This window comes from Lichenibacterium dinghuense (genome assembly GCF_021730615.1).
Taxonomy (GTDB): Bacteria; Pseudomonadota; Alphaproteobacteria; order Rhizobiales; family Beijerinckiaceae; genus Lichenihabitans; species Lichenihabitans dinghuensis.
Genome location: NZ_JAJLMN010000001.1, coordinates 2,615,661 through 2,641,736, shown reverse-complemented (window position 1 = coordinate 2,641,736; position 26,076 = coordinate 2,615,661). Strand labels below are relative to the sequence as shown.

18 protein-coding genes and 3 riboswitches are annotated in these 26,076 nt (G+C 68.6%); of the genes, 10 read left to right on the top strand and 8 right to left on the bottom strand.

The window, feature by feature from the left end:
* Nucleotides 1-433: 433 nt before the first annotated feature.
* From L7N97_RS12740 to L7N97_RS12720, 5 genes are all read right to left on the bottom strand, one after another.
* Nucleotides 434-2,074 (bottom strand): GMC family oxidoreductase, encoded by a 1,641-nt coding sequence (locus tag L7N97_RS12740; protein WP_237478653.1) that lies wholly within the window; start codon nucleotides 2,072-2,074, stop codon nucleotides 434-436.
* Between the two features lie 100 nt (nucleotides 2,075-2,174).
* Complete coding sequence (locus L7N97_RS12735; protein WP_237478651.1) at nucleotides 2,175-3,503, bottom strand: glycerate kinase type-2 family protein; 1,329 nt, start codon at nucleotides 3,501-3,503, stop codon at nucleotides 2,175-2,177.
* On the bottom strand, nucleotides 3,500-4,303 hold the full coding sequence (locus tag L7N97_RS12730) for a carboxymuconolactone decarboxylase family protein (RefSeq protein WP_237478650.1): 804 nt from the start codon (nucleotides 4,301-4,303) through the stop codon (nucleotides 3,500-3,502). The genes L7N97_RS12735 and L7N97_RS12730 overlap by 4 nt, the downstream gene beginning before the upstream one ends.
* Nucleotides 4,290-5,597 carry an MFS transporter gene (locus L7N97_RS12725; RefSeq protein ID WP_237478648.1) on the bottom strand — a complete coding sequence of 436 codons (1,308 nt, stop codon included), beginning with the start codon at nucleotides 5,595-5,597 and terminating at the stop codon, nucleotides 4,290-4,292. Before L7N97_RS12725 ends, L7N97_RS12730 begins: the two co-directional genes overlap by 14 nt.
* Before the next feature lie 201 nt (nucleotides 5,598-5,798).
* Entirely contained in the window at nucleotides 5,799-6,779 is a 981-nt protein-coding gene (locus L7N97_RS12720; RefSeq protein ID WP_237478646.1) for a LacI family DNA-binding transcriptional regulator, read from the bottom strand.
* Nucleotides 6,780-7,016: 237 nt separating this feature from the next.
* Between L7N97_RS12720 and L7N97_RS12715 the strand changes: the two genes are divergently transcribed.
* Nucleotides 7,017-7,889, top strand: a complete 873-nt coding sequence (locus tag L7N97_RS12715) for an isocitrate lyase/PEP mutase family protein (RefSeq protein ID WP_237478645.1) — start codon at nucleotides 7,017-7,019, stop codon at nucleotides 7,887-7,889.
* Between the two features lie 38 nt (nucleotides 7,890-7,927).
* The gene (locus L7N97_RS12710; RefSeq protein ID WP_237478644.1) at nucleotides 7,928-8,650 is read left to right on the top strand and encodes an enoyl-CoA hydratase/isomerase family protein; all 723 of its coding nucleotides are present in this window, start codon (nucleotides 7,928-7,930) and stop codon (nucleotides 8,648-8,650) included.
* Between the two features lie 34 nt (nucleotides 8,651-8,684).
* Here L7N97_RS12710 and L7N97_RS12705 read toward each other — a convergent pair whose 3' ends face one another.
* Nucleotides 8,685-9,713 carry a TRAP transporter substrate-binding protein gene (locus L7N97_RS12705; protein WP_237478643.1) on the bottom strand — a complete coding sequence of 343 codons (1,029 nt, stop codon included), beginning with the start codon at nucleotides 9,711-9,713 and terminating at the stop codon, nucleotides 8,685-8,687.
* Nucleotides 9,714-9,909: 196 nt separating this feature from the next.
* Nucleotides 9,910-10,875 carry a D-2-hydroxyacid dehydrogenase gene (locus L7N97_RS12700; protein ID WP_237478642.1) on the bottom strand — a complete coding sequence of 322 codons (966 nt, stop codon included), beginning with the start codon at nucleotides 10,873-10,875 and terminating at the stop codon, nucleotides 9,910-9,912.
* 926 nt (nucleotides 10,876-11,801) lie between these two features.
* Nucleotides 11,802-11,863, top strand: a riboswitch (Fluoride riboswitch).
* Between the two features lie 498 nt (nucleotides 11,864-12,361).
* Between L7N97_RS12700 and L7N97_RS12695 the strand changes: the two genes are divergently transcribed.
* The 3 genes from L7N97_RS12695 (at nucleotide 12,362) to L7N97_RS12685 (ending at nucleotide 18,267) form a co-directional block, all read left to right on the top strand.
* Nucleotides 12,362-14,227, top strand: coding sequence for a glycoside hydrolase family 15 protein (locus L7N97_RS12695; RefSeq protein WP_237478641.1), 1,866 nt, complete (start codon nucleotides 12,362-12,364; stop codon nucleotides 14,225-14,227).
* A gap of 44 nt (nucleotides 14,228-14,271) precedes the next feature.
* Nucleotides 14,272-16,110, top strand: coding sequence for a dihydroxy-acid dehydratase (ilvD, locus tag L7N97_RS12690; RefSeq protein WP_237478639.1), 1,839 nt, complete (start codon nucleotides 14,272-14,274; stop codon nucleotides 16,108-16,110).
* 285 nt (nucleotides 16,111-16,395) lie between these two features.
* Nucleotides 16,396-16,457: riboswitch (Fluoride riboswitch) on the top strand.
* Nucleotides 16,458-17,001: 544 nt separating this feature from the next.
* Nucleotides 17,002-18,267, top strand: a complete 1,266-nt coding sequence (locus L7N97_RS12685) for an SAM-dependent methyltransferase (protein WP_237478637.1) — start codon at nucleotides 17,002-17,004, stop codon at nucleotides 18,265-18,267.
* A 1,093-nt stretch (nucleotides 18,268-19,360) separates the two neighbouring features.
* Here the strand turns inward: L7N97_RS12685 and L7N97_RS12680 are convergent.
* Nucleotides 19,361-19,912 (bottom strand): metallophosphoesterase family protein, encoded by a 552-nt coding sequence (locus L7N97_RS12680; protein ID WP_237478635.1) that lies wholly within the window; start codon nucleotides 19,910-19,912, stop codon nucleotides 19,361-19,363.
* 997 nt (nucleotides 19,913-20,909) lie between these two features.
* On the opposite strand from L7N97_RS12680, the gene L7N97_RS12675 reads away from it, so the two are divergent.
* From L7N97_RS12675 to L7N97_RS12655, 5 genes are all read left to right on the top strand, one after another.
* The gene (locus L7N97_RS12675; RefSeq protein ID WP_237478633.1) at nucleotides 20,910-23,090 is read left to right on the top strand and encodes a catalase; all 2,181 of its coding nucleotides are present in this window, start codon (nucleotides 20,910-20,912) and stop codon (nucleotides 23,088-23,090) included.
* 367 nt (nucleotides 23,091-23,457) lie between these two features.
* Nucleotides 23,458-23,519: riboswitch (Fluoride riboswitch) on the top strand.
* Nucleotides 23,520-23,576: 57 nt separating this feature from the next.
* A complete protein-coding gene (locus tag L7N97_RS12670) occupies nucleotides 23,577-23,801 on the top strand; it encodes a hypothetical protein (RefSeq protein ID WP_237478632.1) in 225 nt (74 codons plus the stop codon).
* An 11-nt stretch (nucleotides 23,802-23,812) separates the two neighbouring features.
* Nucleotides 23,813-24,358 carry an inorganic diphosphatase gene (ppa, locus tag L7N97_RS12665; protein ID WP_237478630.1) on the top strand — a complete coding sequence of 182 codons (546 nt, stop codon included), beginning with the start codon at nucleotides 23,813-23,815 and terminating at the stop codon, nucleotides 24,356-24,358.
* Nucleotides 24,359-24,365: 7 nt separating this feature from the next.
* Nucleotides 24,366-25,640 carry a phosphopyruvate hydratase gene (gene eno / locus L7N97_RS12660; RefSeq protein ID WP_237478629.1) on the top strand — a complete coding sequence of 425 codons (1,275 nt, stop codon included), beginning with the start codon at nucleotides 24,366-24,368 and terminating at the stop codon, nucleotides 25,638-25,640.
* A gap of 43 nt (nucleotides 25,641-25,683) precedes the next feature.
* Complete coding sequence (locus tag L7N97_RS12655; RefSeq protein WP_237478628.1) at nucleotides 25,684-25,989, top strand: hypothetical protein; 306 nt, start codon at nucleotides 25,684-25,686, stop codon at nucleotides 25,987-25,989.
* The last annotated feature ends 87 nt before the right edge of the window (nucleotides 25,990-26,076 follow it).

The window sequence follows — 26,076 nt, the reverse complement described above, 5'->3', positions numbered from 1 at the left end:
CTCCCGGAACGCCCGACGCGCGTGGCTGGGGACACGTCGGCGAGAGGTCGCCTGCGATGCGCGCGCGGATCGACCTGGGGCGGATCAGGAGGCCGGCTGCGAATCGCCGGTGGACCCATTCCGGCCGTCGGACCCCACCGCCTTTCTTCACGCCCGGCTCAGGTTCGGCGGGATCTCGCGGGCCTCCGAGCATAGTGCAAGTTCTCGCTAACCCCGGTGTCCCTGGATGCCCCGCCGCTTGGACCCGCCGTATCAGGTTACGTCCCTCACCACGGCTTCCGCTTCCCGCAGGCACGGCCAGGGAAGGAGCCGGTGGCTGGGCCTGTCCGCCATCGGGGCCAACTCGACGGTCGTGTCGATCACGGCTCTCTCAACCGGCTCCGCAATATGCCGGGTGAGGGCCGAGGTCGACCGGCCTCGGCCGCCGCGGCGTTCACGAAGCGGCCACGCGCCGCGCGTCCTCGAGCACCATGCGGGCGCCCTTGTCGCCGATCATGACCGTGGGCGTGTTGGTGTTGCCCGACGTGATGGTCGGCATCACGGAGGCGTCGATCACCCTCAAGCCGTCGAGCCCGATCACGCGCAGCCGCTCGTCCACGACCGCGGCCGGGTCCGAGGGCCGACCCATCCTGGCGGTGCCGACGGGATGGAAGATGGTCGTGCCGATGTCGCCCGCGGCCCGCGCCAGCGCATCGTCGTCGTCCCCGACCGACGGGCCGGGCAACACTTCGTCCGGGCGGTAGCGCCCGAGCGCGGGCTGCCCCATCAGTCGTCGCGTGACGCGGATCGCGTCGGACGCGACGCGCCGGTCCTCGTCCGTGTCGAGGTAATTGGGGGCGATGCGGGGCTTGTCGGCCGGGTCGGCGGACCGCAGCCGCACGGTGCCGCGCGAGCTGGGCCGCAGGTTGCAGGCCGAGACCGTCACGGCCGGATACTTGTGGAGCGGATCGCCGAACTTGTCGAGCGACAGCGGCTGGACGTGGAACTGGAGGTTGGGTCGATCGTAGTCGCGGGACGAGGTCGTGAAGATGCCGAGTTGCGAGGGCGCCATCGTGAGCGGTCCCCGCCGGAGCAGGGCGTAGTGCAGGCCCATCAGGCCGCGCCCCATGAGGGAGTGGTAGGTCTCGTTGAGCGTCTTGACGCCGTGGACGCGATATATCGCACGCTGCTGCAGGTGGTCCTGGAGGTTGCGGCCGACCCCGGGCCTGTCGAGGACGGTGGGTATGCCGGCCTCGGCGAGCCAGGCCGCCGAACCGATGCCCGACAATTGCAGGAGTTGGGCGGAACCGAGCGAACCCGCGGACAGCACCACCTCGCCGCGGGCTCGCGCCTCGAGGACGCGGTCGCCACGGCGGAAGCGCACGCCCACCGCCCTCCCGCCCTCGACCAGCACGCGCTCGACCAGCACCCCGGTCTCGAGGCGCAGGTTGGGACGTTTCAGGGCGGGCCTGAGGAAGCCGCGAGCCGCCGACCAACGGAAGCCGCGCTTCTGGTTGACGTGGAAGTATCCCACGCCGGTATTGTCGCCGGTGTTGAAGTCATCCGTCGCGGGCACGCCCATCTCGACCGCGGCTCGCCCGATGGCGTCGAGCACGTCCCAGCGCAGGCGAGGCTGCTCGACCCGCCACTCCCCACCCGCGCCGTGGTGCTCGGTGTCACCCAGGAAGTGGTCGTCGAGGCGGCGGAACACGGGCGCGACGTCCGCCCACGACCAGCCGGCAAGCCCGAGTTGGCGCCACCCGTCGTAATCGGCGGCTTGGCCCCGCATGGAGATCATGGCGTTGATGGCCGAGGATCCCCCGATCACCTTGCCGCGGGGGTACTTGAGCGAGCGGCCGTTCAGGCCCGGCTCCGTCTCCGTCTGGAACATCCAGTCCGCGCGTGGGTTGCCGATGGCGTAGAGGTAACCGACCGGGATGTGGAACCAGATCCAGTCGTCGCGCCCGCCCGCCTCGAGGACGAGGACCCTCTTCGTCGGGTCCCCTGAGAGCCGGTTCGCCACGACGCAGCCCGCCGAACCCGAACCGACGACGATGTAGTCGTAGTCGCCGTCGAGCCTCAGGTGTTCGCGCATGGGCGCCTCCTCTGCCGGGGTTGCATGCGACGACGGGGGAGTCTGCCGAGGCTCCCCGGGGGTGAGCGGCGCCCCAGCGGCGCGGGCGACGTCCGGCCCATCAGGTCCCCGCGATCAGGATGGCCCGGAAATCGTTGACGTTGGTCAGCGTGGGGCCGGTGAGGACGAGGTCGCCGAGCGCGGAGAAGAAGCCGTATCCGTCGTTCGCGGCGAGGCTGGCTCGCGCGTCCAGACCCAGGGCGCGGGCCCGTGCCAGTGTGTCGGCGTCCGCGAAGGCGCCCGCATTGTCCTCCGAACCGTCGATCCCGTCGGTGTCGCCCGCGAGGGCTGAGACTCCGGGCAGGCCGTCGAGCGCGATCGCGAGCGCGAGCAGGAACTCGGCGTTGCGCCCGCCCCGCCCCGTCCCCCGGACCGTCACGGTCGTCTCCCCGCCCGAAAGGAGGACGCAGGGCGCCGGCTGTGGATGGCCATGGGCGCGGCACGACCTGGCGATCGCGGCCATGACCCGGGCCACCTCGCGCGCCTCGCCTTCGATCGCGTCGCCGAGGAGCACCGGCGTGACGCCGGCGGCCCGCGCGACCGCGGCCGCGGCGTCGAGCGCCGATTGCGGTCGTGCGACGAGCACGGTCCGCGAGCGGTCGAAACAGGCGTCGCCCGGCTTCGGCGTCTCCGCGATCCCGGAGGCGAGCAGGGCCGCGACGGCGGGCGGCGGGCTGATCCCGTACTTCTGCAGCACCGCGCGCGCATCGGCCAGGGTCGTGGGATCCGGCACGGTCGGGCCCGACGCGATCGTGGCGAGGTCGTCCCTCGGCACGTCCGAGACGGCGAGCGTGACAAGGCTCGCGGGCGCGACGGCCCGCGCCAGGCGACCGCCCTTGACGGCCGAGAGGTGTCGGCGGACGCAGTTCATCTCCGCGATGTCGGCGCCGCTCCTCAGCAAGTCGTGGTTGACGGCCTGCTTGTCCGCGAGGGTGAGTCCCGGAGCCGGAGCCGCCAGCAATGCCGATCCACCACCGGAGAGCAGACAGAGGACGAGATCGTCGGAGGTGAGGCCGCCGACGCGCTCCAGGATGCGTGCGGTGGCCCTCGCCCCCGCATCGTCGGGCACGGGATGTGCGGCCTCGACGACTTCGATCGACGAGGTCGGCGCGCCGTGGCCGTAACGCGTGATCACCAGGCCGTCGAGTGGCGACGTCCAGCGCGCCTCGACGGCCGCCGCCATGGCGGCCGCCGCCTTGCCGGCGCCGATCACCACCGTCCGACCCTTGGGCCTCGGTGGAAGGTGCGGGGCGATGCAGCGCTCCGGATGCGCGGCGGCGATGGCGGTGTCGAAGAGGATGCGTAGGAAGCCTCTCCCGCCCTGGGTGGGGTCGGCCTCCGGTCGCGCCCCGTCGTGCCGATCCGGCGCGGATGGGAGGTCGGGCTTCATGCGCGTGCGCCGAGTTCCTCGAGGACGATGGGAAGCGCGACCTCGAAGGTCTCGATGCCCAGGGTGCTGGCGAGTTGCATCACCTCGAGGATCTCCTCCGCGCTCGCGCCGAGGCCGAGAGCGTTCTCGACGTGGATGTGGGTCCCGGGGGCGAACTGGTGCGTCGCCGACACATCCGTGGCGATGTAGATGAACTCCTTGACCTTGGGCTCGAGGGCCCCCGAGCGCCAGGGCATGGACGAGAACGCCGTGAAGGCGGCGAAGTAATCGGGATCAAGGGCGAGCAGGCCGTCCCAGACCGGGTTCCAGTAGCCCCGGCGTTTCACGAACTCAGCCTTCAATGCTCCCCGTCGAGCGTCGTCGCGGGTCGGAGATGCGGCGGTGTCCCCCTTGGCGGCGAGCTTCTCGGTGAGGATCGGCACGCCGAGCACGCAGGCGTGGACGCCGAGCGTGCTGGCCAACATCAACGTTTCCAGGATCTCGTCGGCCGTCGCGCCGGCGTCGATCGCCGCACGGCAATGTGAGCGGATCCCCGGCCGGTAGAGGTGGGTTGCGGCCGCCGACAGGGACAGCCCGACGAGGTGCCGTGTCTTCGGTGCGAGGCGACCGGCCCGCCATGGATGGCTCGCGAGATCGACGTAGGCCTCGACGAAGTCGGGGTGGGTCTCGATGAGCGGGTCGAGCGCCGCGGACCAGAGCCCCCCGAGCCCCACGAGGTCGGCGACCTTGTCGCGGGCTTGGTCCCTCGCCCGGCCGCCGCGCGTCGTCCCCCGATCCGGCGCCCCGTCATTCGGCGACATGGGCGGCTCCCCAATCGCCCGCGACGGTGCGGGGCTGGCGTCTGAGCACGAGCACCAGGATCACGATGGCGACGATGCCGTAGCCGGCGATCACCTGCAGGCCGCCTTCGAGGTGGCCCGTCGCGTCCTTGATGGCTCCGACGATGTATGGCGCCGCGAAGCCCGACAGGTTGCCGAGGGAGTTGACGACCGCGAAGGCGATGGCGGCCGCGGCGGGCGACAGCAGGCCTGGAAGCAGCGCCCAGAAGACGGGGAGCGCGGAGAAGACGCCGAAGGCCGCCACGCACAGGAGGACGAGCTTGGCGACCGGAGCGGCGACGAGGGTGGACCCGCCGAGACCCGCCACCGCGAGCGCCATGGGAACGACGAGGTGGATCCGGCGCTCGTCGCGCCGGTCGGACCTGCGGCCCCACGCGACCATGCCGACGGCGGCGACGAGGAACGGCAGGGCGGCGACGAGGCCGGTCGTGGTCAGGCTGAGTCCGAATCCGTGCACGATCTGGGGCAGGAAGAAACTCAGGCCGAAGTTGAAGAAGACGATGCCGAAGTAGACGGCGGACAGGAGCAGGATGAGGGGGTTGGAGACGACGCCGGAGAAGCCGTGCGTCACGATGGCCGTCCTGCCGCCGCGCTCGGAGGCGAGCTGCGCGGCGAGCCAGGCCCGCTCCTCGGGCGCGAGCCATTCGGCTTGCGACGGGGAGTCGCGCAACACGAGGAGGACGACTCCGGCCAGCAGTACGGCCGGCAGGCCTTCGACCAGGTAGAGGAGCTGCCAGCCCTTGAGTCCCCAGAGTCCGTCCATGCTCATCAGGTAGCCCGAGATCGGGGAACCGATGACGCTGGCCAGCGGCATGGCGGCCATGAAGCTCGCCACCACACGCCCGCGATGACGGTTCGGGATCCAGTAGGTGAGGTAGAGCACGACGCCCGGGAAGAACCCGGCCTCCGCGGCGCCGAGCAGGATCCGGGCGCCGTAGAAGCTCCACTCGTTCCAGACGAACGCGGTCAACATCGACAGCACGCCCCAGGTCGCCATGATGCGGGCGATCCAGCGCCTGGCGCCGTAGCGCTCGAGCGCGAGGTTCGAGGGCACTTCCAGGAGGAAGTAGCTGACGAAGAAGAGCCCGGCGCCGAGGCCGAACACGGTGGCCGAGAAGCCGAGGTCCCGGCTCATGGTGAGCGCGGCGAAGCCGACGTTCACGCGATCGAGGAAGCCGACGACGAAACACGCGACGAGCAGCGGCACGAACCGCCGCAGCACTTTCCGCATCGTGCGGGCCTCGATCTCATCCATGGCCAACCCCTCCCGGACGACGCGTCTTCGACGCCGATTCATGTTAGCGCAAACATAAGAGCCGGCGCGCCGGGTTGCAAGCGTGAAACGCGCCGAGGTCGTCGCACCCGGCCCGACCAGACGGGCCGGCCCGCTCGGAGCCCGCGTGGGATCGGGGCCGGATCCGTCTCGAGCGCGCGGAGGACGTGCGCGGACCCGGTTTCAGGCGCTGGCGCGTTCCACGATGGTGAAGCCGAGGTCGAGGACGGCCGGGCCGCTCGCGCGGCCCGTCAGGCGATCCATCAGCATGGAGGCGGCGCGGCGGCCGATCTCGTAGCGGGGGAAGCGAAGCGTGGTCAGGGGCGGCGACACGCTCTCCTGCAACTCGTTGTCGTCGGATCCCACGATGGCGATGCGCCCCGGGACATCCCAGCCGCGGCGGTTGGCTTCGAGGAGGGCTCCCGTTGCGAGGACGTCGCCCGAAAGGAAAACCGCGTCCATGTCCGGTGCGGACCCGACGAGCCGCACGAGCGCCTCGCCGCCGCTCCGGAGCCCCGGTTGGCTCTCGAGGATCAGGGCGGGGTCGGCGTCCACGCCCGCGCGCGCGAGCGCCGTGAGGTGTCCGGCCCGTCGCTCGGCCGCCCGGTCGTTCTCCTTGACGGGCAGGCTGACGAAGCCGATGCGGCGGTAGCCTTTCTGAAGCAGGAACTCCGTCATGGCCTGCGCGGCGTCGTGGTTCGAGAAGCCCACCGCCATGTCGACCGGCGGCCGGACGACGTTGCCGGTCTCCACGCAGGGGATCCCGGCGTTGCGCAGCATGGCCCGGCTGCGGGCCGTGTGCTTCGTGTTGTGGAGCAGGATTCCGCAGATCCGCTGCGTCAGGAACGCCCGGATGGCGACCTCCTCGCCCCTGAGCGTGTAGCCGCTGTCCGAGATCATCAGGGGGTGTTCCGAACCCAGCATGTCCGACACGCCCTGGATGGTCTCCGCGAAGAGGGAGTTGCGCAGGCTCGGCACGATGAGGCCGACGATGTTGGTCCGCTGCGAGGCGAGGCTGCTGGCGATCCGGTTCGGGACGTAGCCCGTGGCGTCGACCGCGGCCTCGATGCGTTGGCGCGTCTCGGCCGTGACGGAGTTCGGGTCCCGCAGCGCGCGCGAGACCGTCATGGCCGAGACGGCCGCCATAGCGGCGACGTCCTCCATGCGAGGTCCCGGGCGGCGGATGTCCTTCCCCGTCGTCCGAGTCGAACCAAGGTCCCGTCGCGTCATCGGTTGTGATCCAGCAAAGACCCGACCTTGCCCCATCTCCCGGACGGATGAAATGGCCGCGTCGCACCGGACCATGTTGCCTCCCCGACCAGGCTCCGGTATGTTTGCGCTAACAGACACAGCTGCGGACGACCGACCGGCCCGACCCGCAGCCCACGATGGGAGATGCCCTTGACCCGTTCCGAAGCGTTCCGCGCCCTGCTGAGGCGCCCGCCCTTCGTCTGCATGGGCGCGCACGACGCCGTGACGGCCAAGCTCGCCGAACAGGCGGGTGCCCCGGCGATCTACGTCAGCGGCTTCGCCGCCTCGGCGATCGTCGCGGGGGCGCCCGACATGGGGCTCCTGTCCCAGACGGAGATGTTCGAGCACATCCGCCGCATCTGCCGGGTCACGAAGGTCCCGGTCTTCGCCGACGCCGACACGGGCTACGGCGGCGTGCTCGACGCACAGCGCACGATGCGCCTGTGGGAAGAGGCCGGGGCGTCCGTCCTCCATCTGGAGGATCAAGCCGTTCCGAAGAAGTGCGGGCATTTCGCGGGCAAGCAGATCGTCAGCGCCGAGGAGATGCAGCAGAAGCTCCGCGCCATGCTGCAGGCGCGCCGCGATCCCAACTTCTTCATCGTCGCGCGCACGGACTCGCTCGCCGTGACGGGGCTCGAGGACGCCATCGCCCGGTTGACGAGGTATGCCGAGGTCGGGGCGGACGGATTGTACTGCGACGCCATGGAGAGCGTCGAGCAGATGAAGGAGATCAGCCGCCGCCTGCGGCCCCTCGGCAAGCCGTTGCTGTTCAACATGGCGCGATCGGGCAAGAGCCCGTACCTTTCGCTCAACGAGGTCCATGAACTCGGCTTCGACTACGCGCTCTGCCCGATCGAGCCGATGTTCGCCATGCACAAGGCCGTCAAGACCATGATGGAGCGCTTCATGGCCGAGGGCTGCTCGACCGATGCCGTCGCGGACCTGCTGACGCCCTTCGATGAGTTCAACGAATTCGTGGGCATGTCCGAGATGGTGGCGAGCGAGCGGCGGTTCGCCGGCTGAGCCACGAGCGGGCGGAGGCGCCCGGAAGGGAGGGGAGCATGACCGATGTCCTCGTCGAGCGGAGGGGGCGCGTCGCCGTCCTGACCCTGTCGCGCCCGCGGGCCGGCAATCGCATCACGCAACCCATGGCGGCCGAATTGATCGCTGCGCTCGACGGAGCGAGGCGGGACTCCGGGACCGCGGGCTGCGTCCTGACCGGGGCCGGCGACGTGTTTTGCCTGGGCGGTGACTACCAGGGTGCGGGGCCCACGACGGCGGGCCGCATGGAGTTCGGACGCGCCCACATCGACCTCATCGATGCGATGTCGCGGCTCGGCAAGCCGCTCGTCGCCGCCGTGAACGGCGATGCCCATGCGGGCGGTTTCGCCCTCACGGTCGCCTGCGACATGGCGTTCGTGGCGGAGGACGCCACCATGGGGCTGCCGGAGGCGGCGCACGGGCTCTTCCCGTTCCTGGCCCTCTCGATCGTACGGGACACGTTGCCCAAGAAGCTCCTGTTCGAGATCGTGTACGGCGCGCGACTGCTCGATGCACAGGAGGCCTGCGCGCACCACCTCGCGAACGCGGCCCTTCCGAAGGACGGCGTGCTGGCGCGGGCCATCGAGACGGTCGAGCGGGCGGCGCGCGCCAACCCCGACGTCCTGGCCCTCGGCCGGGACCTGTACCACGCGGCGCGGAGCACCAGTGGGGCCGAGGCGCTCGACATGGCCCGTTTCGCCCTCGGGGCAGCCCTGGGGGCCCGTGACGAGGCTCGGCCCTGACGCAACCCGCCGGGCGAGCGTGGCTGGGCATCGCTCAAGCCAGCTTGCCACAGACCGCCTCCAGCTCCGACCAAGCTTCCGTCCCGTACCTCGCCTTCCAATCCGTGTAGTAGGAGGTCTTGGCGAGCACGGCGCGGAACTGCGCCTTGTCGACGTCGCGGAACGCCATCCCCTTGGCGGTCAACTCGCTTTGGAGCGTTCGGTCCCGCTCGGCCAGGTCGGCGCGCTGGTCGAGGACGGACCGATCGAACTCGGTGACCAGGATGGTCTTGAGATCGTCCGGCAGGCGGCCCCAGGCGCGCCGGTTGGCGAGCGGCCAGTAGCCGTCCCAGCTGTGGCCCGTCATCGAGCAGAACCTCTGGACTTCGTAGAGCTTGGTGGTCTCGATCAGCGACAGCGCGTTCTCCTGACCGTCGATGACGTGCGTTTGCAGGGCGGCGTACACCTCGGCGAAATTCATCGGCGTCGGCGAGGCGCCGATGGTGGCGAAGAACGACGTCAGCATGGGCGCGGGCGGGACCCTGACCTTGAAGCCCAGCAGGTCGCGGGGCTCGCGGATGTCCCGGTTCGACGCCGTGATCTGGCGGAAGCCGTTGTCCCATACCTTGGCCGGGCAGAGCAGGCCGACCTTCTCGATCTGGGCTCGCGTGTAGCGGCCGAGACCGCCGTCCATGGCCTTCCAAACGGCGTCGTATTCCGGGAACGCGTACGCCGTGTTGGCGATGCCCGCGACCGGGACCAGGGTCGCGAGGATGGAAGCCGACAACAGGAGGAGTTCGATGCCGCCGACGCGGAGTTGCGACAGGACGTCGGTCTCCGTGCCGAGTTGATTGGCCGGGAACAGGCGGATCTCGATCCGCCCGGCCGTCCGATCGCGGATTCGATCGATGGCCTCGCGCATGCGGACGTTGTTCGGATGGGTCGGGGCTTGGCCGGTGGCGAACTTGAGGCTGAACTCCGGGCTGGCCGCCCGAACCACGGCGGGTGCGGCGAGCGGTGCCAACAGGCCCGCGGCCAGGACCGTGCGGCGATCGGGACCGGCCCCGAGGTTATGCTTCGTCATGGACTTCCCTCCCTCGTCTCGAGCATCCTTCCACCAGATCCCGTGCCGCGCGGGCTTCGTCGGTGCGGGCGTTCGCCGGCGGCCGTCCGGCGGGGATCGCGGGACCGGGGATCGACCGTCCGCGGTTTCCACCTGCCCTCTTCGGCGAGACCGGGCCTGCGCCCGTGACCACACGTCCAGGTCCGCTCGGCTTCTCTCAGTCGCCGCCCGTCGCGGGGTCGAGCTCCTCGCCGGCCACGAACGTCTCGATGTTGTCGATCAGGCGATCGGCGAGCCCCTGCATGGCCTCGTCGCTGGCCCAGGCGACGTGCGGTGTGACGATGACGTTCGGAAGCGCCGCGATCCGCATCAGCGGACTGTCGCGGGTGGGCGGCTCCGGCGAGGTCACGTCTATCCCCGCGCCACTGACGAGCCCCTCCCGCAGGGCGCGCTCAAGGTCCTCCTCATTCACGAGACCACCGCGCGCGGTGTTGAGGAGCAGGGGCCTGCGCTCCATGCGCCGGAACTCGGCCATCGCGATCAGCCCCTGGGTCTCGGCCGTCAGTGGAACGTGGAGGGAGATCACGTCGCTGGTGGCGAGGAACTCCTCCCAGGACACATGGGACGGACCGGGCGAACGCTCCCCCTTCCGCCCGGCGAAGCGCACGTCCATGCCAAGCGCTTCGCCGATCGCCGCGACCCTCTGCCCGAGGGCTCCCTTGCCGACGATCCCGAGGCGCGCGCCGCCGAGGTCGCGGATCGGGTGATGGAAGAAGCAAAACTGTCCGGCCCGTTGCCATTCGCCGTCCAGGACGTCCTGCCGGAAGGGGATGAGCGACCGGCGCAGGGCCAGCATCAGGGCGAGGACATGCTCGGGGACGGTTCGAACGGCGTAATCGCGGATGTTCATCACCGTGACGCCGGCCTCGCGGCAGAACGCCTTGTCGATGCAATCGGTGCCCGTGGCCGCCACGGCCACGAGCCGGAGCGTCGGGAGGCGACCGAGGATCTCGGCCGTCAGGACGACCTTGTTGACGATCGCGATCGTCGCGCTCCGAAGCCGATCGAGCACCTGCTCGGGAGACGTTCTCTCGTACTCGACATAATCGTGGGCGAAGTTCGGCCGACGCAGCGCGATTTGCCGGGCGATGGTTCCGCGATCCAGGAAAACGACTTGGTGCATGCCGGCGCGTGTCCTCGTTCAGCCGGGACGGACCAAGACGGCGCTCGCCGATCCGCCCTGTATCGTGTTATCGATAACATACCAAGCGAGCGCTCAATGCAAGCGCACTTCGGGATACACACCCCGATCGAAGAGGAGGCGACCCGCAAGGCTTGAAGTGCGGCTGAACGCCAAGCGCCACCTCTCCGTTGATTGCGCGAACATGGACGGTTCGCCGACCCGCGGAGATCGGCCGTCAGACGGCTTCCACTTCGGCCGTCCACTCGCCCGCAGGCGTCCCGACCGCCGTCGGGTGCGAGTCGATGGGGTGCAGGAGGCACGGGGGTGAGGGCCACGATCTCCCGCACGCTCCGGCAATCGTGCATTCTCCCGACTGGACAGGGATGCGAGGCCGCGTCGCGTCGGGAGCGCATGTCATGCGCACCGCATGTGGGCGGCCGGGCGTCGCGCCGATGCGGGCGCTTGTGGCGCCCGATCGCACCACCCCGATGCCGACATTTCCACGTCGTCGAGCGGCGACGACCGCCCTGCGATCGTGGGCGCCCCGATGATGGCCGGAGCCCATCGACCATGGCCTCTGCCCCGCGTGGCTCCGGCGCCCACGCGATGAGCGGCCGACCCGGATCCGCGCGTCGACGACCCCGCCGCGTGTTCGGTCCGAGCGAGGCGCATCGCAGCCGCGTCGTCTCCCGGAGGTCGGGACGGGGATCGCGCCATGGTTCCGCCGTCGGCGCTCGCGGACCGGGCATCGAGTCGTCGGACGCGGGCGGCGGTGGGCGGGGCCTGCCCGTCACGCGACCCGCCATGGGACCCTGTATGGGGCGATGCACGCTCCGGGTCGGCGATCCGAAGCCAAGAGGCACCTGCCGCACCTCGCCTGAGGTGGTGCATGGTAGAACCGGGAACTTTCCGCTTCGAGCTACGTTGGGACGTTCGGCGATGGAGTTCGCCATCGAATGCCGTCAGGGCTGATGACTCCTACCTGAAGTGCCACATGGCACGGGAGCGGCATCGCCTTGTCTCGGGCTTCGAGAACTCGTTCGGCATTCCCGCGACGTCGTGCTCGCTCAAACGAGCGTCCTGACGTTCGATCGTGCGGTGTCCCATCCCATCCCAGGCTCCATGTCCCACGGTCCGAGCGGACGAGCGTACGCGGCCGCGCGCCCGATCCCAGGGTGCGGGTCGACGCCGGTCCTGGATCTTCGGCCCGCCCCGGTCGATCCACGGCGATCGGACCGGGATGGTATCGGGCGGATGGCTCGAAGCGGGTGCGTCCCGAGCGATCGAGAACGGGTCCGGGGGCGCAGCGCCGGTCGGGACGGCGCGCGGGAACGTCGCCGCGAAAGGTGGATCGCTCCCCGAGATCAACGTCGCGAGCTTGGTCGTGGATGGCCCGGTGAGCGCGCCTCCCGGAAACATGGAGGACTCCGAGATGGTCAGATCGATCGACGGTCGTGCCGACCCGGTCCCGGGAGGGAGCGTGGGCATGGCGGGCTCCGCGTCGACGGTGGTCGAGCCGGCGCCCGCGCCCGCGCGGGACATGCCGTCGCGCTTCAACGACGACCTCGCGCTCGCGGCGGTCGGGAACTGCAACATCGCCGCCCTCGTGGACCGCAACGCGCGCATCTCCTGGTGCTGCTTCCCGCGCCTGGACAGCGATGCGATCTTCTGCGGGCTGATCGACGACGCCCATGACCCCTACGACGGTTGCTTCACCGTGGAGATCGAGGACCTCGCCCGATCGGAGCAGCACTACCGTCGCAACACCGCCATCGTGAGCACCGTGCTCACGGCGCACGACGGCAGCAGCGTCGAGGTGGTGGACTTCGCGCCGCGCTTCAGGAAGCACGATCGCATGACCCGTCCCTCGATGATCGTGCGGCGCGTCTTCCCTCGCGCCGGCAGTCCCCGCATCCGCGTGCTGGTCCGTCCCAAGCCCGCGTTCGAGGGTGGGACCTTCGTCCGCCGGGTTGGCAGCCATCACATCAGCTTCGTCGGGAACGAGACGTCGTTCCGCCTGATGGCGAGCGGGCCGATCTCCTACATCGCCGAGGAGGTCCCGTTCGTCCTCGGCGAGCCGCTCGACCTGCTGCTCGGACTCGACGAGTACCTCCACAAGTCGGTCGCCGAGACGGCGCGCGAACTCTTCGAGCAGACGGAGCAGCACTGGTTCGAGTGGTCGCGCAATCTCTCCATCCCCTTCGAATGGCAGGACGTCGTGATCCGCTCCTCGATCACACTCAAGCTGTGCAGCTTCGAGGACACCGGCGCGATCGTCGCCGCCCTCACGACCTCGATCCCGGAATCGGCGGGCTCCGGACGCAATTGGGACTACCGGTATTGTTGGCTGCGGGACTCCTTCTTCGTCGTGAACGCGCTGAACCATCTGGGGGCGACGAACATGATGGAGGAGTTCATCGCCTACATCACCAACGTCGCCGCCCTTTCCGACGACAAGTCGCTCAAGCCGGTCTACGGCGTCGTGCCGGGTCACCCGCTCGAGGAACGCTTCGTGGGAAGCCTCGGCGGATATCGCGGCATGGGTCCCGTCCGGGTGGGCAACAAGGCCGAGGAGCAGGTCCAGAACGACGTCTACGGCAGCACGATCCTGGCGGCGACGCAGATGTTCTTCGACGAGCGTCTGTCGCGTCCCGGCGACCGTGGGCTCTTCGAGCGGCTCGAGAGCCTCGGGAGGGTCGCCGCCCGGGTCGCCTTCACCCCGGACGCCAGCCTTTGGGAGTTCCGGGGGAGGACCGAGGTGCACACCTACACCGCCGCGATGTGCTGGGCGGCATGCGATCGCCTGGAGGCCATCGCCGACCGCCTGGGATTGCGGGAGCGCGCGGCGCACTGGGCCGAACTCGGCGGTCCCATCCGGGAACGGATCCTCGCCGAGGCCTGGGACGAGGATCGTGGGACCTTCGTGGGGAGCCTCGGCGGCGATGAGCTCGACGCGAGCCTGCTGTTGCTCAGCGACATCGGATTCGTGGCCGCCGACGATCCCCGTTTCATCGGGACCGTCGAGGCGATCGGTCGTGAACTGAAACGTGGCGATCACCTCATGCGCTACACTCGCCCGGACGACTTCGGGGAGCCCGAGGCGGCGTTCATGGTGTGCACCTTCTGGTACGTGGATGCCCTGTGCGCCATCGGCCGCACCGACGAGGCGCGGGTGATCTTCGAGGCGGTGCTGGCGAGCCGCAACCACGTCGGGCTCCTGTCGGAGGACATCGACCCGAGGACCGGCGAGCTCTGGGGCAACTTCCCGCAGAGCTACTCGATGGTCGGCCTGGTCAACTCGGCGATGCGTCTCAGCAGGCCCTGGAACAACGCCCTCACCCGATCACGGTGACGGTTCACCCCACCCACCAAGTCAACGACACTTCGGATCGATCGATGCCCTCCTATCGCTCACGCACCACCACCCACGGCCGCAACATGGCCGGCGCCCGCGGACTGTGGCGCGCGACCGGCATGAAGGATGCGGATTTCGGCAAGCCCATCGTCGCGGTGGTGAACAGCTTCACGCAGTTCGTGCCCGGCCACGTCCACCTCAAGGACCTCGGCCAGCTCGTCGCGCGCGAGATCGAGAAGGCGGGCGGCGTCGCCAAGGAGTTCAACACCATCGCGGTCGACGACGGCATCGCCATGGGCCACGACGGCATGCTGTACAGCCTGCCGAGCCGCGAGGTCATCGCCGACAGCGTCGAGTACATGGCCAACGCCCATTGCGCCGACGCGCTGGTGTGCATCTCCAATTGCGACAAGATCACCCCCGGCATGCTGATGGCGGCGCTGCGCCTCAACATCCCGGCCGTGTTCGTGTCGGGCGGCCCGATGGAGGCCGGCAAGGTCGACCACCGCGGCAAGATCAAGCCGCTCGACCTCGTCGATGCGATGATCGCCGCGGCCGACGACGACTACACCGACGAGGAGGTCAAGGTCATCGAGCGCTCGGCCTGCCCGACCTGCGGCTCCTGCTCGGGCATGTTCACCGCCAACTCGATGAACTGCCTCACCGAGGCGCTGGGCCTCGCGCTGCCGGGCAACGGCTCGACGCTCGCCACCCACGCCGACCGCGAGCGGCTGTTCCTCGAAGCCGGGCGGCTCGTCGTCGACCTCGCCAAGCGCCACTACGAGAAGGACGACATGAGCGTCCTGCCGCGCTCGGTCGCGACCTTCGAGGCCTTCGAGAACGCGATGACGCTGGACATCGCCATGGGCGGCTCCACCAACACGGTGCTGCACCTGCTCGCCGCGGCCCACGAGGGCGAGGTGAACTTCACCATGGCGGACATCGACCGATTGAGCCGCCGCGTGCCCTGCCTGTGCAAGGTCGCGCCCGCCAAGTCGGACGTCCACATGGAGGACGTGCACCGCGCCGGCGGCATCATGGCGATCCTCGGCGAGCTCGACCGCGCCGGCCTGATCAACGGCCACTGCCGCACCGTCCACGCGGGCTCGATGAGCGACGCGCTGGCGAAGTGGGACGTGATGCGGACCGACAGCGAGGCGGTGCGCGAGTTCTACCGCGCGGCGCCGGGCGGCGTGCCGACCCAGGTGGCCTTCAGCCAGAGCCGCCGCTACGAGGAGCTCGACGCCGACCGGCAAGCCGGCGTCATCCGCGACAAGGAGCACGCCTTCAGCCAGGACGGAGGCCTCGCGGTGCTCTACGGCAACCTCGCCGAGGAAGGCTGCATCGTGACGACCGCGGGGGTCGACTCGTCGAACCTCGTGTTCGACGGCACGGCGCGGGTCTTCGAAAGCCAGGACGCGGCGGTTGACGCGATCCTGACCAACCGCGTCACGGCCGGCGACGTCGTGCTGATCCGCTACGAGGGCCCGCGGGGCGGCCCCGGCATGCAGGAGATGCTGTATCCGACGAGCTACCTGAAGTCGAAGGGCCTCGGCAAGCTCTGCGCCCTGGTGACGGACGGGCGCTTCTCCGGCGGGACCGCGGGCCTGTCGATCGGCCACGTGTCGCCCGAGGCGGCCGAGGGGGGCACCATCGCCCTGGTGGAGACCGGTGACCGCATCTCGATCGACATCCCGAAGCGGAGCATCCACCTCGACGTGTCCGACGCCGAGCTGGCCCGCCGCCGCGCCGTCCTGGCCGACGGCCGCGGCTTCAAGCCGGCGGCCCCGCGCAAGCGCAAGGTGTCGACGGCGCTCAAGGCCTATGCGGCGCTTACCACCAGCGCCTCCAGGGGCGCGGTTCGCATGCCCCCGGAGTGAGGTGACGTAGTTCCCTGACCACCGACTCGGGTCTCACGGGTGCCCGAGGGAAACTCCCGAGTCGGGCCGTCATTGGCGTTCCAAGTCGACTTGAGCCAGCGGGCCGGGGGCTGATGCCCCGAGCGGTACGCACGTTGGATCGGTGCCCCTCCGCTCCTTTCGACTCCATGACTTCGTCCGCGAGGGATACTTCTTGCGCCCTCATCGAGGCGCCGCGATTCGGCTGATGGAAACCACCGAATCGAAGACGAGGGTCCTTGCGGCGAGTCGGCGTACGCGTTAGTCTATGAATACCGGGATGGGGTTCCCGTTCAATCGCCTCGTGGGCTGATGACTCCTGCTTGGGTCCGTTTTTGGACTTACGGAGTCTCGCCATGTGCCACGTTCCCGAGAACGTCCGCGCGAGTATCGATGATCCGATTGTCCGCGTGTGCATCACCGCGGAACGCGCCGATGGGAATGCAGCACCATCGAGCAGGTCGTCCTCGGCGTCGGCGCGACGTCGCTGCAGGACTCCGACGCTCCCCGGACGCGCCCATTGCGCAACCCCACGACCTGCATTCGCACGACGGCCCACGACGGCGCTCATGCTCCATCGAAGCCGCGGATCACCATGATCGTGATCGTACGGTGTTCGATTGTCGCTGGTGCGCGCCTCACCGGTCCCTCTCGATTGGATCGAAGTGAAGGGGAAGTCTAGAGGCTCGTAGGACAAGCGTCCGGCTTGGCTCCGACATCGATGAAGGTCGACCACGCACTGATTTCTTTCACATCGATGTACTAATACTACGATAAAGGTGGAAATATCGTCTCGAACAGTGTCGGCGATACTGTTCCAGAGTTCTCATACGGCGTCCGCAAGAGGCGGGCGATCGACGCCAAGGATCGAACATGCTGAAGCATCTCCTTCACCGGGTCATCCGCCACGGTCGCCTCACGGTGACCACGCCCTCGGGCGAGATTTCGGCCGGCCAGCTCGACGCCGGTCATCACTCGGGACTCCTCGACGTCCGCGTGCGGATCCGAACGCCGAGGGCGGTCCTCAAGATCGCCACGAATCCCGACCTTTACCTCGGGGAGGCTTACATGGACGGCGACCTCGTGGTGGAGCGGGGCAGCCTCTACGAGTTCATGGAACTGATCGCCTCGAACATCGCCGCGCTGGGCCACGATCCGAGTCCCAGGATCGCGCGGTGGGCCGGCCGGCTCGCGGGGGTCGTCTCCCAGCGTAACGATCCTGCGACGTCTCGGGCGAACGTCGCGCACCACTATGACCTGTCGGATGGACTCTATCGCGTCTTCCTGGATGAGGACCTGCAATACTCCTGCGCTTACTTCCGCGACCCGGACGACGATATCGCGACGGCTCAATCCGCCAAGAAGCAGCACATCATCGCGAAGCTGCTGCTCAGGCCCGGCCAGCACGTGCTCGACATAGGTTGTGGATGGGGCGGATTGGCGTTGTCCATCGCCCGGGCGGCGCACGTGCGCGTGACGGGCGTGACGCTCTCGAAGGAGCAGCTCGCGACGGCGCGCCAGCGCGCGAGGACGGAGGGTCTGGAGGACCGGGTCGATTTCCAGCTCATCGATTACCGACGGCTGCAGGGGCAGTTCGACCGCATCGTCTCGGTCGGCATGTTCGAACACGTGGGACGTCCGAACTATGAAACCTACTTCGGCGCGATCAGACGGCTCCTGACCCCTTCCGGGGTGGCGTTGGTGCACTCCATCGGCAAGATGCATGGCCCTTCCCCCACCAGTCTCTGGATATTGAAGTACATCTTCCCGGGTGGTTATATCCCAGCCCTGTCCGAGGTCTTGCCGGCCATCGAGCGCAACGCATTGTGGATCACCGACCTTGAAGTGCTACGACTCCACTATGCCGGGACTTTGCGCCTCTGGCGCGAACGCTTCATGAGTCGTTGGCCCGAACTCAGCCGGACGTACGACGAGCGCTTCCGTCGCATGTGGGAATTCTACCTCGTGGGCAGCGAGATCTCCTTCCGATACTCCGGTTTCATGGTGTTCCAGGTCCAGCTGTCGAGGGCGATCGATGCATTGCCGACGACCCGCGAATACATCCATGAGGCGGAGGATTTCCTGCGTCAGCAAGCCTTGACCCTGGCCGACGCCGCCGTGGCGGAGAAGTGCCTCTGACGATCGTCGGGATGGAGGGGCGTACGCCCTGGCGATGAAATGGGAGAGCATGTCGACTCAAGCCTGGGCGACCCCGCCTTGGGTTGCGACTCCGGCGTCGAGGACTTGTCGCTTCGGTCCGAACAAGGGGGGAGGCTCCCCGTGAAGGCTGGGGTGGCGCCATGGTTTGGGTGGGTTGCGACGGCCCAACGCCGCCGGACCTCACGCGTGTCGCCGGATCGCCGGAACGACCCGACTCTCGCCCGACGGTCGATGATGGGCATGGATCGTTTCAGATCGGCGAAAGCCCGTGAATTCGTCACCGATGGAACACGCACGTACTATCGTTCGACGCTGGCCACCATTTCCGGGGCACGATCGAGGCACATGTGACTGCTCCCGCGGGGCGGAAGGCAGCCGGACGAAGGAGAGGACGGGTGTCCTGGCGGGGATGAACGGGCGGCTTCGTCCACGACCGTAGCCCCTGATGTACAATGATCCTCCGGTGCTCGTCGCGATGACGATGCCGAACATCGAGATCCGACGCTTCCACGTCGTCGATGGCCTGATGCCCTCGCAAAGCCGAAGCTGTTCCGGAGCGTGCGGTTTCGATCTCCCCCGGTTCCTCCGAGATGCGCGACGACACGAGGGAAGCGTGTCTGCCCAGCCGAACGGCGCCTCGGGGAAGCACGTCCCAAGCTGGCTGCGATGGCCCGCCCCGAACACCCTGCGGCGCCGATCGGGTCGGGGACACCTCCGGCGACGCCGAGGGCGCATGATCGCCGCGCAGGCTTCGGAGCGGTCGCCCCCCGATCCGGTTGCGCCGGGCGCACCGGCTCACGCGGGTCGCTGGTGGCCGGGTCCGTCGACCCCACCGCCGACCTGACCCGAGTGGACGACGAGCATCGTCGAGCGCCAGCCACCTTCGTGGGCGCGAGCGCATCCCGCCCGGGGCAATTTCACGACCGTCGCACATTTCTGCCCCGAGCACCTGTGCCTCTATCCCGGGACGAGCCACGAACCCGACGCGACGCCTCCGCGCGGTCCTGACCCTCCGTCGCTCTGAGTGGCGGCGTCGTGACCGTCCTCGCCCGGTCACCGGACGACGGCACGATCACTCCTGGACCCTGGTCATGGCGCCGCGGACGTCGGCGACGAGTTCCTCGACGTTCGCCGGGGCCATGCTTCGCATGTCGACGCCGACGTCGATACGGTACGGGTCGAGATGGGGCACGCGCGGGTCGGCGGGCGTCCCATGCACGTGACCGTGGCACGCGATGCTGTGCACGTCGCCGTCCTGGTTGCGCTTGCTCCCCTGCCAGGAGAGCAGGGGATAATGGCACAGGACGAGGCGCACGCCGCAGATCCGCAGCGAGGTGAGTTCATGCACTGAGAACCAGCCGCAAGATCGGGCTTCGTCACCATCATGATTGCCGACCACCAGATGTTTGCGGCCATTGAGCTTGCGGAAGTAACGCTTGGTCGCGCCCTTCGGGGCATGGGCGAAGTCCCCGAGGTGCCAGACGACGTCCTGAGGCCGGACGATCGCGTTCCACGACTGGATCAGCGCGTCATCCATACGACTCACGCTCTCGAACGGGCGCCCGGCTTTCGCGAGAATGCCTTCATCCCCGAAGTGCGTGTCGCTCGTCAGCCAGACCGTCACGTCATCTCCCGACACCGCTAGGCAGCCGGATGGACCGGCGTCCCCGAGGTTAGATCATGGGCCCGGACCTCATGCCAATCTCAGAGATCCATCCTCTCCGGTTGCGAGTCGGGATCTTCGAACCCAACGTTCGGCGCCGACGCTCCGGCGTTCTCCGAAAGCTCGCGTCGCGACGTCGGCGGGCGGCTCGCTCGATGCGCGCAAGTGCGACGGCGGCGCGCCACGAGCGGGTCGGTGCCCCTATGCCGTCCATCCGGCATCCGTGGGACTTGGAATCCAGGGCGTGTCGCTCGCGGCTTCCGTGATCCCTGCGCAGGCCTCCGGTCGTCCGCGACCGGCGCGCGCGGCGCCTCGGCGCTCTCGGCTGAATTGCGAGGACGCGTCTCCTCCAACTCGCCGGGTTGGCGTCGAGGACTTCCCCGTAATCCAGGATCTGCACGTTCCCGAGATCGAGTGGGTCGGACGACGCCTCGAACTCACGTCGTTGGCCCACCTCCCGAGCTCAAACGAGGGCCCCGCATTGGATTGCGCTTCGGTCGGGTCGATGAAGCCGTGGTCCGGACAAGCGGTGCCGCGGCTGGCCGGGAGATTCGTGGTGAGACCCGACGTGGTCGCCTTACGCCTCGGGGCTTCGACCTCCGGACCCGTGTCCGTGCCTCGGGAACGACCGCACTCGCCGATCCGACGACGATCGCAATCCGCGCGTTGCCGCCGGTCGAAGACCCGTTCGGGTTCCCGGCTCGAAGCCAACCGTCGGATCGCGCCGTTCCAAATGGGCGTCCGCAGAAACCCGGTCCGGAGGGAAGCCCCTGCCGAAGCCGGTAGGCTCCACGCACGGTCCGAACCTGCCACGGCCCGAGCCCGCCCGAGGGGGTCTGGACGGGCGGGGCTTGCGGCATCGAACGTGCCAGGGGATCCACGGCGCCTGGGACGTCAGGGAGCACCTTTCCCAGGCTTCGGCCGTTGTCGGCGTGTTTCTTCGATCTGGACTGATCCCATGACCCACGACACCGGCTACGCCCCTCCCCAGGGCGGCGGCGCGCACGACGCGTCCACGCACGCATCGACCGGGACGGCCAAGACCGAGGCGCTGAAGCGCGACACGATCGAGCCGCGCGAGGCCATGACCTCCAACCAGGGCCTGAAGATCTCGGACGACCAGAACTCCGAGAAGGCCGGCGTGCGCGGCGGCTCGCTGCTCGAGGACTTCCTCCTGCGCGAGAAGATCACCGCCTTCGACCACGAGCGCATCCCGGAGCGCGTGGTCCACGCCCGCGGCGCGGGCGCGCACGGCTACTTCGAATCCTACGAGGACCTCAGCGACATCACCATGGCGGCGCCCTTCGCGGCCAAGGGCAAGCGCACGCCGATCTTCACGCGCTTCTCGACGGTCGCGGGCTCGCGCGGTTCGGCCGACACGCCGCGCGACGTTCGCGGCTTCGCGGTGAAGTTCTACACCGAGGCCGGCGTGTGGGACCTCGTCGGCAACGACATACCGGTCTTCTTCATCAACGACGCGATCAAGTTCCCCGACCTGATCCACGCCGTGAAGCCCGAGCCGCACATCGAGATCCCGCAGGCGGCCTCGGCGCACGACACGTTCTGGGACTTCGCCTCGCTCTCCCCCGAGCTCTCCCACATGATCATGTGGGTGATGAGCGACCGCGGGCTGCCGCGCTCCTTCGCACACATGGAGGGCTTCGGCGTCCACACCTGGCGCCTCGTGGACGCCAAGGGCGGCAGCCGCTTCGTCAAGTTCCACTGGAAGCCCGTCAAGGGCGTGCATTCCCAGGTGTGGGACGAGGCGCAGAAGACGGCCGGCAAGGACCCGGACTACCAACGCCGCGAGATGTTCGAGTCGATCGAGCGCGGCGACTTCCTCGAATGGGAGCTCGGCCTGCAGATCGTCGAGGAGAAGGACGAGTTCGCCTTCGACTTCGACCTGCTCGACGACACCAAGCTGATCCCCGAGGAGCTCGTGCCCGTCCGCATCGTCGGCAGGATGGTGCTGAACCGCAATCCGGACAACTACTTCGCCGAAACCGAGCAGGTGGCCTTCTGCGTGAGCCACGTGGTGCCGGGCATCGACTTCACCAACGACCCGATGCTGCAGGGGCGCCTGCATTCCTACCTCGACACGCAGCTGCGCCGCGTCGGCCCGAACTTCGCCGAGCTGCCGATCAACCGGCCGCTGAACCCGGTGTCGAACGGGCGTCGCGACGGCTTCGCCCGCAACACGATCCACAAGGGCCGCGTGAGCTACTTCCCGAGCGCGCTCGGCGGCACCCACCCCATGCACCAGCCCGAGGCGGTCGACGCCTTCCGCTCCTACGCGGAGAAGGTCGACGGCCACAAGATCCGCGCCCGCTCGAAGAGCTTCACCGACTACTTCACCCAGGCGACGATGTTCTTCAACTCGCTGGCCGCGTGGGAGAAGAAGCACCTCATCGAGGGCATCGCCTTCGAGCTGAACCAGTGCGAGACCAAGGCGGTGCCGAAGGCCGTGATGGCGAACCTCCTCGTCAACATCCATCCCGACCTCGCGGCCGGCGTGGCGGAGCAGACGGGCCTCGACATCGAGGAGTGCAAGCGCGCCGCCCCGAAGCCCGTGGCGACCGCGGTCGCCGAGCCGAAGGAGATGCCGAGCGGCCGCCTCAAGGTTGACCGTTCGCCGGCGCTGTCGCAGGACAAGCCCGCGAAGGGCATCAAGGGCCGCAAGGTCGCGGTGCTGGCCGGGAACGGCGTCGACGGCGAGCAGCTCGGCGCGCTGCGCTCCGCGCTGGAGGCGCGGGGCGCGGTGATCGAGGTGATCGCGGCGCACGGCGGCACGATCACCTGCTCGCTCGGCAAGAGCGTCAAGGTGGACCGGCCGGCGGTCAACGCGCCCTCGGTGATCTACGACGCCGTGGCGGTGCCGGGCGGCGCGTCGGCCGGGGTGCTGGCCAAGACCGGGCTCGCGCTCGCCTTCGTGGCCGAAGCCTTCAAGCACGGCAAGCCGCTCGCCTTCATGGGCGAGGGCGCGGCGCTGATCGCCAAGGCGCACCTGCCGGTGCCGGCCGCGGGCGCCCCCGAGCAGGGCGTGACGGCGGGCTCGGCCGCGGAGGCTGTGGACGCGCTGGTCAAGGGCCTGGAGAAGCACCGCTACCACGACCGCGACATCGAGGCCGTGGCGGCCTGAACGTCAGCGCAGGGTGTCCGGAGGATCGGACCGGAGTCGCCGAAGGGTGCGTCGCCCCTGCGACACGGCCTCCGGCGACATGCGGGAGGCATCGTTCTCGACGGATGGGCGACATCCGGCGCCGAACGTCGTTCCGAGCGAGGCGTGGTGAGCCTTCTCCGGCTTGGTCGCCCGCCCAGGCCCCAGGGGAACGGCTGAGCCGGCGCACGAAACAGCACATGGGGCCGCGGAACCTCGGCCCGGGTCGCGTCCTTGATCCCTGGGACATGCGCATGGTCTCGACGGGGCGACCTCGCGCACGATCCCGTCGATTTCCCGGACGATGGTACGTCGGGGGTCTTGCCTTCGAACGCGGACTTCCCTAGAAATAGGCAACCGGGATGGAGTTCCCGTTCAACCGCCATTTTGGCTGATGACTCCTGCTTTAGCCCTCCATCGGGCTAGCGGAGGCTCGCCGTGCGGTGTTTACCTGAAAATATTCAGCTCATGATCGCCGACCCGATCGTGCGCATGCTGATGGTCGCGGATCGCGTCGACGAAGGCGAATTGCGTTCGATCCTGACGCGCGCACGCGAGCGGGTCCCCCCGTCGGAAGACCTCATGGATGCCCCAGCGCCGGGCGCCTCGATCGAAGTGTCTCCGAACTTCTCTCCCTTGCCGCTGGGCTGGGCCTCCTTCGGGGCCCCCTTCGGCTGCCCCTCGCACGCTTGACGGAGGGGATCATGAACATCGACCTGATACCGATCGGACGGGATGCGCCGGAGGAGTTCAACGCGGTCATCGAGGTCCCGGTCGGGGGCGAGCCGGTCAAATACGAGTTCGACAAGGCGACCGGCGCCCTTTTCGTCGACAGATTCCTGCAAACCGCGATGCGGTGTCCCGGCAACTACGGCTTCATCCCGCGCACGCTGTCGGAGGACGGCGATCCATGTGACGTCCTGGTGCTCGGGGATCATCCGGTGATGCCGGGTGCGGTCGTGGCCGTGCGACCGATCGGGGTGCTCCGAATGAGCGACGAGAACGGCCCCGACGAGAAGGTCGTCGCCGTGCCGGCCACACGGGTGACGCGTGATTTCGAGCGCATCGCCTCCATCGACGACCTTCCGGTCTCGCTCTGCGAACGGATCGAGCACTACTTCGCCCACTACAAGGATCTCGAAGCAGGCAAGTGGGTCACGCTCGGGGGGTGGGAGGGACCGGACGCGGCTCGATCCATGGTCCGGGCGGCCATCGATCGGCACGGTGCATCGGCGAACAAGGGATCGTGAGGACATCATGGGCGCGAAGATCGCAGACATCGACGCCATCGAGATCCTGGACTCGAGGGGCAATCCCACGCTCAAGGTGGACGTCACCTTGGACAACGGCGTCGTCGGGACGGCATCCGTGCCGTCGGGCGCTTCGACGGGTTCGCGGGAGGCGGTGGAGCTCCGGGATGAGGATGGGGGCCGCTATGGGGGACGCGGCGTCTTGAAGGCGATCTCCCGGATCCGGGAGAGGATCGCCCCGAGGCTCCACGGACACGATCCCCGTCGACAGGCGACGCTCGATCACATGTTGTGCAAGCTCGACGGGACGCCCGACAAGTCGTCGCTCGGGGCCAACGCCATGCTGGGGACGTCCATGGCCATCGCGCGGGCTGCGGCCCGCGACCTGGACCTCCCGCTGTACGCGTACCTCGGCGGGATCGCGGCCCGCCGCCTCCCGATGCCGATGATGAACGTGATCAACGGTGGCGCGCATGCGGACAACGGCCTCGACGTGCAGGAATTCATGATCGTGCCGGTGGGAGCCACCAGTTTCTCCGAAGCGATGCGCTTCGGTGTGGGGACGTACAGGAGCTTGAAGGCCTCGCTGCTGGCGCGCGGTTTGGCGACGGGCGTGGGGGATGAGGGCGGTTTCGCTCCGAACCTCGGCGATACGGAGGAGGCCCTCGGGCTGTTGGTCGAGGCGATCGAGGGGGCCGGCTTCGTTCCAGGGCGCGACGTGGCGATCGCGCTCGACCCCGCCGCCTCGGCATTCCGCGACGGTGCGGGGTACAGGATGAAGGGCGAGGGGGGCGGACACCTCACGAGCGACGACCTGGTCCAACTCTACGGCCGCTTGATCGACGCCTACCCCATCGTCTCGATCGAGGACGGGTTCGCGGAGGACGACTGGGACGGCTTCCGTGCCCAGACCGAGGTTCACGGCGCGCGAATCCAGACCGTCGGGGACGACGTCTACGTGACGAACACCTCGCTCATCGCCAGGGGCGTGCGGGAGCGCACCACCAACGCGGTGCTGATCAAGCCGAACCAGATCGGCACGGTGTCGGAGACGGTCGCCGCCGTCGCGCTCGCCCGGGAGGCGGGCTGGCGCTTCGTCATCTCACATCGCTCGGGCGAGACCGACGACGCGTTCATCGCCGATTTCGCCGTCGCCATGGGTGGGGGACAGATCAAGGCCGGGGCGCCGTGCCGTGGCGAACGCATGGCCAAGTACAACAGGTTGCTCGAGATCGAGAACCAACTCGGGGAACCCCTCTTCTCCAATCCCTTCCAGCGATGACCCGGGTTGGAAGCGTTCCGGGTCGAAGGCAAAGGGGGAACCAATGATCGAAGCCAAGATCAAGGAGGAGACGAGCGGCACGGACCCGGCCGCCCAAGCCGTCCGACTGTCGAAGGTCGAGGACGGCACCTTCGAGGTGACCCTCCGTTACCTACCCAGCCGGGACCCCGACAGCGACGACCTTTCGTGCCCCGTCACTTCCGTCAGACATTTCTCGAGTCGAGCCGCCGCCGAGGCCCGCTACGAGGACGTGCTCGCCTGGATAAGGAGCCTCACCGAGGCTACTCGGGCGGATTCGAACTTCGAGGGTGATGGAGGATCGCAAGTTACGCCCGCACGCGAGGGATGAGTCACTGCATTCGCTTGCCGATCGCGGCATGTATCTAGGAACGAAGCAAGGAACGAGTGCATCGAGGTTCGGGCGATGAATTTCGCC

Coding starts and splice junctions, on each gene's coding strand:
- L7N97_RS12740 (WP_237478653.1), bottom strand. CDS start 2,074: ATGCGCGAACACCTGAGGCTCGACGGCGACTACGACTACATCGTCGTC.
- L7N97_RS12735 (WP_237478651.1), bottom strand. CDS start 3,503: ATGAAGCCCGACCTCCCATCCGCGCCGGATCGGCACGACGGGGCGCGA.
- L7N97_RS12730 (WP_237478650.1), bottom strand. CDS start 4,303: ATGTCGCCGAATGACGGGGCGCCGGATCGGGGGACGACGCGCGGCGGC.
- L7N97_RS12725 (WP_237478648.1), bottom strand. CDS start 5,597: ATGGATGAGATCGAGGCCCGCACGATGCGGAAAGTGCTGCGGCGGTTC.
- L7N97_RS12720 (WP_237478646.1), bottom strand. CDS start 6,779: ATGGAGGACGTCGCCGCTATGGCGGCCGTCTCGGCCATGACGGTCTCG.
- L7N97_RS12710 (WP_237478644.1), top strand. CDS start 7,928: ATGACCGATGTCCTCGTCGAGCGGAGGGGGCGCGTCGCCGTCCTGACC.
- L7N97_RS12705 (WP_237478643.1), bottom strand. CDS start 9,713: ATGACGAAGCATAACCTCGGGGCCGGTCCCGATCGCCGCACGGTCCTG.
- L7N97_RS12700 (WP_237478642.1), bottom strand. CDS start 10,875: ATGCACCAAGTCGTTTTCCTGGATCGCGGAACCATCGCCCGGCAAATC.
- L7N97_RS12695 (WP_237478641.1), top strand. CDS start 12,362: ATGGCGGGCTCCGCGTCGACGGTGGTCGAGCCGGCGCCCGCGCCCGCG.
- ilvD (WP_237478639.1), top strand. CDS start 14,272: ATGCCCTCCTATCGCTCACGCACCACCACCCACGGCCGCAACATGGCC.
- L7N97_RS12685 (WP_237478637.1), top strand. CDS start 17,002: ATGCTGAAGCATCTCCTTCACCGGGTCATCCGCCACGGTCGCCTCACG.
- L7N97_RS12675 (WP_237478633.1), top strand. CDS start 20,910: ATGACCCACGACACCGGCTACGCCCCTCCCCAGGGCGGCGGCGCGCAC.
- L7N97_RS12670 (WP_237478632.1), top strand. CDS start 23,577: ATGATCGCCGACCCGATCGTGCGCATGCTGATGGTCGCGGATCGCGTC.
- ppa (WP_237478630.1), top strand. CDS start 23,813: ATGAACATCGACCTGATACCGATCGGACGGGATGCGCCGGAGGAGTTC.
- eno (WP_237478629.1), top strand. CDS start 24,366: ATGGGCGCGAAGATCGCAGACATCGACGCCATCGAGATCCTGGACTCG.
- L7N97_RS12655 (WP_237478628.1), top strand. CDS start 25,684: ATGATCGAAGCCAAGATCAAGGAGGAGACGAGCGGCACGGACCCGGCC.